The sequence below is a fragment of the Paenibacillus sp. 01L418 genome, from assembly GCF_056400045.1.
This window is the reverse complement of sequence record NZ_JBFTSN010000832.1, coordinates 1-816: the sequence shown is the minus strand read 5'-3', so window position 1 is coordinate 816 and position 816 is coordinate 1. Positions and strand designations below refer to the sequence as shown.

Here is an 816-nt window from a genome sequence, read left to right as displayed (position 1 = left end):
GGGTTTCCCCATTCGGAAATCCTCGGATCAATGCCTGCTTACGGCTCCCCGGGGCGGTATCGTTGTTCGCCACGTCCTTCTTCGGCTCCTGGTGCCTAGGCATCCTCCGTGCGCTCTTACTAGCTTAACCAAMTGCTCGTGGTGATTTCGATTGATCCGTCRTTGAAGCCTTATTTCTTTGATTAATAACCTCTTTAGAGGTAGAAATAACGTCTTCAAAAGCCGTCTTCAATTCGAAACACCTCTCGCTTACGTAAAAACAGCTTTAAAGGATGTTTCAGCAATTCTTTTTCTTTCGTTATCCAGTTTTCAAGGTGCAAATGTTTTGCGCTGAGTTTGCTTCAGAGTTAATCTTCAGCAAAGACAGTACATTATTTTATTGGTGGAGCCAAGCGGGATCGAACCGCTGACCTCCTGCTTGCAAGGCAGGCGCTCTCCCAGCTGAGCTATGGCCCCAAATGGGTACCGACTTCTCAGAGTCGATAATGGTGGGCCTTAGTGGACTCGAACCACCGACCTCACCCTTATCAGGGGTGCGCTCTAACCAGCTGAGCTAAAGGCCCTTGGGTATTCCCTTTGGTCTTCCTTTGAAAGATGATTAATCTTTCAAAACTGACAACGAGTAAGCGATAAACTGCCAAGTTTATCCGAACCTCATCGGGTCCGGGTATTTCCTTAGAAAGGAGGTGATCCAGCCGCACCTTCCGATACGGCTACCTTGTTACGACTTCACCCCAATCATCTACCCCACCTTCGACGGCTAGCTCCCTTGCGGGTTACCCCACCGGCTTCGGGTGTTGTAAACTCTCGTGGTGT

General features: G+C 49.3%; 2 tRNA genes and 2 rRNA genes. All 4 read right to left on the bottom strand.

Annotation, left to right across the window (positions count from 1 at the left end):
- Nucleotides 1-130 (bottom strand): 23S ribosomal RNA (locus AC1DSE_RS36000); the annotation flags it as partial.
- 250 nt (nt 131-380) lie between these two features.
- A tRNA-Ala gene (locus AC1DSE_RS35995) sits at nt 381-456 on the bottom strand.
- Between the two features lie 30 nt (nt 457-486).
- Nucleotides 487-563: transfer RNA gene (locus tag AC1DSE_RS35990), tRNA-Ile, on the bottom strand.
- Nucleotides 564-679: 116 nt separating this feature from the next.
- A 16S ribosomal RNA gene (locus tag AC1DSE_RS35985) occupies nt 680-816 on the bottom strand; the annotation flags it as partial.